The 8,051-nt window shown below is 70.6% G+C and carries 9 protein-coding genes; 5 read left to right on the top strand and 4 right to left on the bottom strand.

Going from position 1 to position 8,051, the window contains the following annotated elements; genetic code table 11:
• Positions 1-897 (bottom strand): fructose-bisphosphatase class II (locus ASJ79_RS13695; RefSeq protein ID WP_156448430.1); only part of this gene is annotated, 897 nt, incomplete at its 3' end.
• A gap of 101 nt (positions 898-998) precedes the next feature.
• Between ASJ79_RS13695 and pruA the strand changes: the two genes are divergently transcribed.
• Positions 999-2,627, top strand: coding sequence for an L-glutamate gamma-semialdehyde dehydrogenase (gene pruA, locus ASJ79_RS13690; RefSeq protein WP_067955994.1), 1,629 nt, complete (start codon positions 999-1,001; stop codon positions 2,625-2,627).
• Between the two features lie 2 nt (positions 2,628-2,629).
• A complete protein-coding gene (locus tag ASJ79_RS13685; protein ID WP_067955992.1) occupies positions 2,630-3,583 on the top strand; it encodes a proline dehydrogenase family protein in 954 nt (317 codons plus the stop codon).
• 4 nt (positions 3,584-3,587) lie between these two features.
• Here ASJ79_RS13685 and ASJ79_RS13680 read toward each other — a convergent pair whose 3' ends face one another.
• Together ASJ79_RS13680 and ASJ79_RS13675 are read right to left on the bottom strand one after the other, a co-directional pair.
• Positions 3,588-4,085, bottom strand: a complete 498-nt coding sequence (locus tag ASJ79_RS13680) for a hypothetical protein (RefSeq protein ID WP_067955990.1) — start codon at positions 4,083-4,085, stop codon at positions 3,588-3,590.
• Positions 4,086-4,239: 154 nt separating this feature from the next.
• Complete coding sequence (locus ASJ79_RS13675; RefSeq protein WP_197420205.1) at positions 4,240-4,776, bottom strand: NUDIX hydrolase; 537 nt, start codon at positions 4,774-4,776, stop codon at positions 4,240-4,242.
• 41 nt (positions 4,777-4,817) lie between these two features.
• Between ASJ79_RS13675 and ASJ79_RS13670 the strand changes: the two genes are divergently transcribed.
• From ASJ79_RS13670 to ASJ79_RS13660, 3 genes are all read left to right on the top strand, one after another.
• Positions 4,818-6,236 carry an acyl-CoA synthetase gene (locus ASJ79_RS13670; RefSeq protein WP_067955986.1) on the top strand — a complete coding sequence of 473 codons (1,419 nt, stop codon included), beginning with the start codon at positions 4,818-4,820 and terminating at the stop codon, positions 6,234-6,236.
• Positions 6,227-6,577 carry a VOC family protein gene (locus ASJ79_RS13665; RefSeq protein WP_067955984.1) on the top strand — a complete coding sequence of 117 codons (351 nt, stop codon included), beginning with the start codon at positions 6,227-6,229 and terminating at the stop codon, positions 6,575-6,577. The genes ASJ79_RS13670 and ASJ79_RS13665 overlap by 10 nt, the downstream gene beginning before the upstream one ends.
• A gap of 95 nt (positions 6,578-6,672) precedes the next feature.
• Entirely contained in the window at positions 6,673-7,200 is a 528-nt protein-coding gene (locus ASJ79_RS13660) for a M15 family metallopeptidase (protein ID WP_156448431.1), read from the top strand.
• 3 nt (positions 7,201-7,203) lie between these two features.
• Here ASJ79_RS13660 and ASJ79_RS13655 read toward each other — a convergent pair whose 3' ends face one another.
• On the bottom strand, positions 7,204-7,908 hold the full coding sequence (locus ASJ79_RS13655; protein WP_197420204.1) for an MFS transporter: 705 nt from the start codon (positions 7,906-7,908) through the stop codon (positions 7,204-7,206).
• Positions 7,909-8,051: the final 143 nt, after the last annotated feature.

Below are 8,051 nucleotides of genomic sequence, written 5' to 3'. Positions count from 1 at the left end.
CTCGGGCGTTCCGCCGATGCCGACGAGCAGGTCGGTGCCCGAGTTGGGCCGGCAGGCCGAGATGGCGCCGGCGACGTCGCCGTCGGAGATCAGCCGGATGCGTGCGCCGGCCTCACGGACATCGGCGTCGTCGGCCAGCGGTGCCGAACCCTGCTGCAACCAGACGGTGCCCGCGAAGCGGGGCGCGTGGCCGGGATCGGCGGGCAGGTGGATGCCTGCGGCCAGGCGTGGCCGCAGACCCAGCTCCGGACGCTCGGCGACGCGGACCACGTCGGGTCCGGCGCGCAACGCGTCGAAAATGCCCCACTGTCCGATCCATTCGAGGTGCTCGGGCGGCCCGGCCCGGCCCAGGATCGTCAGCCGGCGCAGTTCGTCGGCCTCGTCGCTGGCCGAGTAGGCCAGCATGTGGCTGTCGGCGTCCTCGATGCAGATCATGCCCCTGGTCCGGTCGGCGATGGACTGCGCGAGCCCGAACAGATCGGTGCCCGAATCCCGCATCGGGTCGCTGCGGTCCCCGTGGTGCTCGAAGGCGTGGTTGACCAGGCGGTACAGGTGCTCCCAGCGGGCCCGGGGATCGACGGTGACGACGGCGGTGCCGAGCGCGACCGCGCGGGCAACGGCGGCCGGGCTCGGTTCCTTGACGAAGATCGCGACGGGACGGTCGCCGTGCTGTTCGAGCCAGCTCAGTGCCTCGGTGTCGGACACCCCGAGCAGGAAGAAAAGATCGGCCGAACCCGGACCGACCGCCAGGCCCAGGCGCACGTCGTCGGCGTCGACGAGGGCGACCGAGTTCACCGGCATGTCCAGGCCGCGCGGTGCTTCGACCAGCGTGACCATGGTCCGGTCCAGCGCGAGCAGCAGCTGACCGAGACCGAGACCCGCCGGCGTGGACACCATCGCGGCTCCTTTGTCCGATTCCACCAACAAGTGTGCCATCGGTTGTCCGATCGGCCATCGCATTCCGGCGGCCGGTGGGCCAGTGTCGCACCATGACTGCGATCACCGCGATAACCGACGTGCCGTTGCCGGCCAACGAGCCGGTGCACGACTACGCCCCGGGGACCCCGGAACGCCACCGGCTCGAAGACGCCCTGACCGACCTCGCCGCCGAACCGGTCGACCTGCCGCACGTCATCGGCGGTACCCACCGGATGGGGGACGGCCACACCGTGGAAGTGGTTCAGCCCCACCGTCACTCCGAACGTCTCGGGGTGCTCACCAACGCCGGGCACACCGAGGCGGCCGCCGCCGTCGAGGCGGCCGTGGCCGCCAAACCCGGATGGGAGGCCACGCCGTTCGACGAGCGCGCCGCGGTGTTCCTGCGCGCCGCGGATCTGCTGGCCGGTCCGTGGCGGGAGAAGGTCGCCGCGGCGACGATGCTCGGTCAGTCCAAGAGCGCATACCAGGCCGAGATCGACGCGCCCTGTGAGCTCGTCGACTTCTGGCGGTTCAACGTCGCGTTCGCCCGGCAGATCCTGGCCCAGCAGCCCCTGAGCGCGAAAGGGGTGTGGAACCGCACCGACTACCGTCCGCTGGAGGGCTTCGTCTACGCGATCACGCCGTTCAACTTCACCGCGATCGCCGGGAACCTGCCCACCGCGCCCGCGCTGATGGGCAACACCGTGGTATGGAAGCCGTCGCCGACCCAGACCTTCGCGGCGTACCTGACCATGCAGCTGCTCGAAGCGGCGGGCCTGCCGCCCGGCGTGATCAACATGCTTACCGGCGACGGGAAATCGGTGTCGGAGGTGCTGCTCACCGACCGCCGACTGGCGGGCATCCATTTCACCGGCTCCACCGCGACGTTCCAGCACCTGTGGCGCGAGGTCGGCTCACACATCGACCGCTACGACTCCTACCCGCGCCTGGTCGGTGAGACCGGAGGCAAGGATTTCGTCGTCGCGCACGCGTCGGCGCAGCCGGACGTGTTGCGCACGGCGCTGATCCGGGGCGCGTTCGACTATCAGGGGCAGAAGTGTTCGGCCGCGTCGCGCGCCTACATTCCGCGGTCGGTCTGGCAGCGGATGGGCGACGACTTCCTCGACGCCACCGAGGCGCTGCGCTACGGCGACGTCACCGATCTGACCAACTTCGGCGGCGCGCTGATCGACGAACGCGCATTCGCCAAGAACGTCACCGCGATCGAGCGGGCCAAGAGCGCCGCCGGGGTGACCATCGCGGTGGGCGGCGAATACGACGACAGCGAGGGCTATTTCGTGCAGCCGACGGTGCTGCTGTCCGACGACCCGGCCGACGAGGCGTTCCGCACCGAGTATTTCGGGCCGCTGCTGGCCGTGCACGTCTACCCCGACGAGGACTACGAGCGCATCCTCGACGTCGTCGACACCACGGCCCGCTACGCACTGACCGGCGCGGTGATCGCCGACGAGCGCGCCGCGGTGCTGACCGCCCAACGACGGTTGCGGCACACCGCCGGCAACTTCTACGTCAACGACAAGCCGACCGGAGCGGTGGTCGGGCAGCAGCCCTTCGGCGGGTCACGGGCCTCGGGCACCAACGACAAGGCGGGTTCGGCGCTCAACCTGCTGCGGTGGACCTCGGCGCGGTCGATCAAGGAGACGTTCGTGCCCGCGACCGCGCACATCTATCCGCACATGGAGGTGTAGCCATGGGCGTGTTCGGCGCGGTCGCGCGGCCGGTGATCCTGGCGGCCTCGCGGCGCGACGGGCTGCGGCGGGCCGCCGAACGGGTGTCGGTGACGCGCGAGGTGGTGCGCCGCTTCGTGCCGGGCGAGACGCTCACCGATGTGATGACGTCGGTTGGGCACCTGCGTGATTCAGGCCGGCTGGTGTCCGTCGACCATCTCGGTGAGGACGTCGTCGACGCCGACACCGCGGCCGCGACCGTCGCGGCGTACCTGGAGGTGATCGACGCGTTGGGGGCCCGTGGTGACGCCGGCGCGAAGGTGTCGCCGACCGAGGTGTCGCTGAAGCTGTCCGCGCTGGGCCAGGCGTTGCCGCGCGACGGCGAGAAGATCGCGCTGGAGAACGCGCGCGCGATCTGCGAACGCGCCGGACGCGCCGGTGTGTGGGTGACCGTCGACGCCGAGGACCACACGACCACCGACTCGACGTTGTCCATCGTGCGCGACCTGCGGGTGGACTACGGGTGGGTCGGCACCGTACTGCAGGCGTATCTGCGACGTTCGCGGGGCGACTGCGCGGAGTTCGCGGCGCGCGGGGCGCGGATCCGGTTGTGCAAGGGCGCCTACGACGAACCCGCTTCGGTGGCGTTCCGGGACCGCGACGACGTCACCGACTCCTACCTGCAGTGCCTGCGGATCCTGATGGCGGGCAACGGGTACCCGATGGTCGCGTCCCACGATCCGGAGATCATCGGCGCCGTACCCGCGTTGGCGCGCGAGTTCGGCCGCGGCGTCGACGATTTCGAATACCAGATGCTGTACGGCGTTCGTGACTCCGAGCAGCGCCGACTTGCCGAGTCCGGCAGCCACATCCGCGTCTACGTGCCGTTCGGCACGCAGTGGTACGGCTACCTCGTGCGGCGACTGGCCGAGCGTCCCGCGAACCTCGCGTTCTTCGTGCGGGCACTGGTGGACTGACCGGCTACGCGGGATACGCGGCGACGGGCATGATCACCGTGCCTCTGCAGATTCCCTCCAGAATCTCGGTGCGCCACGTCCCGTACATCGTGCCGTCGGCGGTCGGGGCGTAGAACACCAGCGATCTGGCGGCGGCGTACTCCCGCGGCACATCCGCACCGCGGAAGCACTCCCACTGCCAGTTGTAGTTGAACACCCACTGCCTGCCGTCCCAGGTGTAGCGCGGCGGATGCGGAATCGTCGGGTTCGACGGCGCCGGACCGTCCGACGCGACGGCCACGCAGCTGCCCACGCACGACGTGCTGAACGTGTACTGGCCGCTGAAATCGGGTTCGGGCTGGCGGGCGGCGATGCTCGTGCCGAGCTTGTCGGACGCGAACGTCACCACGGTGTACCGGCCGCTCCACTCGGGCGTCGCGGCCTGTGCGGTGCCCGGCGCGCACACGCATGCAGCCGCGACGAAGGTCGCGGATGCTGATGCACGCGCACGTCGCGCCGGCATGGCTCCCTCACAGGTTGTCGGTCTGGCAACTGAAACTTAATTGCCCTACCCGTCAAGGTGCCCGATCGACACGGTCCGTTCGGGCACGGTTGGATCACGGGTTGGTATCGGCCATGGCTCCCGAATGACGTTCGCGCAGCCGGTATTCGGCTTCTCAGTGACCGTTGAGCAGCATCAGGGTCCACGCGGCCAAGGTCTGCGCGTCGGTGATGGTCCCGTCGCGCAGCATCTGTTCGAGTTCGGCGCGGGCGAACCAGGAGCTGCGCATGTCCTGCTCCTCGTGTTCCCGCTCGTGCGGGCCCTCGGTGATTCCGGTGGCCAGGAACACCCGGCCGCGCTGGCTGCTCATCCCCGGTGCGACGTCGAGCACGCCGATCTCGGTCATCGTCGTCGCGATCAGACCCGTCTCCTCCCGCAACTCCCGGGCGGCGAGTTCGGCGCCGTCGACGTCGGCCCGACCCGGTGCGGTGCCCTGCGGGAACTCCCACCGTCGCAGTCCGATCGGATACCGGAACTGCTCGACGAGGTGGAAACGGTCCCCGTCGCGCGGTATCACCAGCGCGTACGTCGGCTTGTCCACCACCGCGTAGACCCCGTCGCTGCCGTCCGGCCTGCGGATCTGGTCCTCGCGCAGGGTCAACCAGTTGTTGCGGTACACCTCGCGCGTCCCCACGCCCCGGATGGAATCCACCGCACCAGTATGACCAGCGGCGGGGAGTAGCCTCATTTCCTGTGTTGCTGGCGTCCTTGAACCCCGCGGCCGGCGCGGCCGGGGCCGATCTCGGTGATGCGGTGCGCATCGACGGAGTGTCGTTGAGCCGGAGTGACCTCGTGGGTGCGGCGACATCGGTGGCCGAACGGGTGGCCGGGGCGTCGCGCGTCGCCGTGCTGGCCACACCGACCGCCGCGACCGTGCTGGCCGTCACCGGCTGCCTGATCGCCGGGGTGCCGGTCGTCCCGGTGCCCGCCGACGTCGGCGCCGCCGAGCGGCGCCACATCCTCACCGACTCCGGCGCGCAGGCCTGGCTCGGCGACTTGCCTGACGAGGCCGAGGGGCTGCCGCACATCCCGGTGCGACTGCACGCGCGGTCGTGGCACCGGTATGCCGAGCCGGCGCCGGACGCCCCTGCGCTGATCATCTACACCTCGGGCACCACCGGGCTGCCGAAAGGGGTGGTGGTCAGCCGGCGGGCCATCGCCGCCGACATCGACATGCTCGCGCAGGCCTGGCAGTGGACACCGCAGGACACGCTCGTGCACGGTCTGCCGCTGTACCACGTGCACGGTCTGGTGCTGGGGCTGCTGGGTTCCCTGCGGATCGGGAACCGGTTTGTGCACACCGGCAAGCCCAGACCGGAGGCCTACGCGCAGGCGGTCGGTGAACTCGGCGGAACTCTGCTGTTCGGTGTGCCGACGGTGTGGTCCCGGATCGTGGAGGACGGTGACGCGGCGCGGGCGCTGGCGCCGGCCCGGTTGCTGGTGTCGGGCAGCGCGGCGTTGCCGGTGCCGGTGTTCGACGGGCTCGCGTCGCTGAGCGGGCACCAGCCCGTCGAGCGCTACGGCAGCACCGAGACCCTGATCACGCTCAGCACCCTGGTGGCGGGGGAGCGCAGGCCCGGGTGGGTCGGCCTGCCGCTGCAGGGGGTGACGACCCGGCTGGTCTCCGACGACGGCACCGGAGTCCCGCACGACGGCGAATCGATCGGGCACCTGCATGTGCAGAGTCCGACGCTGTTCGACGGGTATCTCAACCGCGTCGACGCGACCGCCGAGGTGCTGGGCGCCGACGGCTGGTACCGCACCGGTGACGTCGCGGTGATCGACGCCGGCGGCATGCACCGCATCGTCGGCCGCGAGTCGGTCGACCTGATCAAGAGCGGCGGCTTCCGGATCGGCGCCGGGGAGATCGAGACGGTGCTGCTGCAGCACCCCGGGGTGCGCGAGGCCGCGGTGATCGGCGCCCCCGACGAGGATCTGGGACAGCGCATCATCGCGTTCGTGGTCGGCGACGGCCGCCCCGGCGAGCTGAGCGAGTATGTGGCGCAGCAGCTCTCGGTGCACAAGCGGCCGCGGGAGGTTCGGGTGGTGGCGGACCTGCCGCGCAACGCGATGGGCAAGGTCTTGAAGAAGGAACTGGCGCAATGGGTCTGAGGCTCAGCGACATCTGCGTCGACGCCAACGACGTGCAGGCCCTTTCGGCGTGGTGGTCGCAGGTGTTGGGGTGGCCGGCCGAGGACGCCGGCGACGGTGACGTCGCGCTGCGAGCTCCCGGGGGTGTCGGGCCGGACTGGTTGTTCCTGGCGGTGCCCGAGGGCAAGGCCGTGAAGAATCGCATCCATTTCGACTTCACGCCCGACGACCAGGACGCCGAGGTGCAGCGGGTGGTCGGACTGGGCGCGCGGTACGTCGACATCGGTCAGGGCGAGCAGAGTTGGGTGGTGCTGGCCGACCCGGAAGGCAACGAGTTCTGCATCCTGGCGGCCGGCCCGTGACGCGCCTTGCCCCGTGCCCGGCGCGCGCGCTCGCCGCGATCGGCGGCGCGCTCGCCGCCACACTGCTGTCGGCGTGCGGTCACTCGCCGGACGTGATGCTCGTGCAGACCAGCATCGTGGTGCCGCCGCCTCCGCCGCTGCCCGCACCACCCGGGGACACGCTGTCGATCGGTCCGGCAGCCGTCGACACCACCGGTGGTTGGCTCGCCGACGGCACCATGCTCTCGCCGTTCGACACCGCCAATCCGATTCTGTCCCAACTTGATCCGGCGTTGTTGGACGCCGTGCAGAACGCCGCCCGGGCTGCCGAGGCGGACGGTGTGCAGCTGAGGGTGACCTCGGGCTGGCGGTCGCGAGGCTTCCAGCAGCGATTGTTCGACGACGCCGTCCGCACGTACGGCAGCGTGCAGCGGGCCGCCGAACTGGTCGCCACGCCGGAGGTCTCCAAGCATGTCCTGGGCCAGGCCATCGACATCGGACCGGCCGAGGCGGATCACTGGCTCATCGCCAACGGTGCCCGGTTCGGTCTGTGCCAGATCTACGCCAACGAGATCTGGCACTTCGAGCTCGCGGCCGACGCCCGCGGCAACTGCCCGCCGCTCAAACCCAACGCGGCCGGATGACCGTCACGGCTCCGATGGAAAAGCGTTGCGCGACAACATCGCCACTGCCATCCCCAGCAGGATCAGCGCCGCGCCGGCCCACGGTAGGGACGACAGGCCGGCGGTCCCGAGCAGACCTGCGCCGATGGCCGAGCCGCCGGCGATCCCCGCGTTGGACGTCGCGTTGACCCACGCACCGGCCCGCTCCGGGGACACCGCGCGGATGCGTACCGCGCAGGCCTGATAGATCGACGGCACCCCACCGAATGCGGTGCACCACACCGTGATCGCGAGCAGGGTCGCCCATAACAGCGAGGACGTGACCCTCAGCACCGCGACACCGGCCGCCGACGCCGCCAGCAGGACGGCCGTCGTCCGGCGCGGATCGCGGTCCAGGCCCCGTCCCGCGTACCACAGACCGGCCAGACCGCAGGCACCGCACAGGAGCAGCACCGGCCCGATGAAGGCAGGCGTCACACCGCCGGTCAACAGCAGCACGCTGATGAACGTGTACACCGTGAACTGGCCCAGGAACACCAGCATGTTCGAGGTCACCACCGCGATCAGCCGGCCCCGGCCCTGCGGCCGGACCGGATGCGCACCGGGATCGTGGCCGACCGCGGGCAGCGCCTTGGCCAGTAGCGCGAGCGTGACCGCCGCCAGCACCGCCAGCACGACGAACGGCATCCGCCACCCGGCGGCCGTGCCGAGCGACGTCAGCAGCGGCACCCCGAGCACCACCCCCGCCGAGGTCGAGTGCGGTGGTGGGGGTCAGGGAACCGGATTCGACGAGGGACGTGAGGCTGCCGGCCATGGGGTGCCCGTCCCATGGTGTGAACCCCACCCGATACAAGGTGCGGTAAAGGAGGCGC

Origin of the sequence: Mycobacterium sp. NAZ190054 (genome assembly GCF_001545925.1) — a bacterium.
GTDB lineage: Bacteria > Actinomycetota > Actinomycetes > Mycobacteriales > Mycobacteriaceae > Mycobacterium.
Note: the sequence above shows the minus strand (reverse complement) of the source record. Positions and strands in the feature narration are given on the sequence as shown.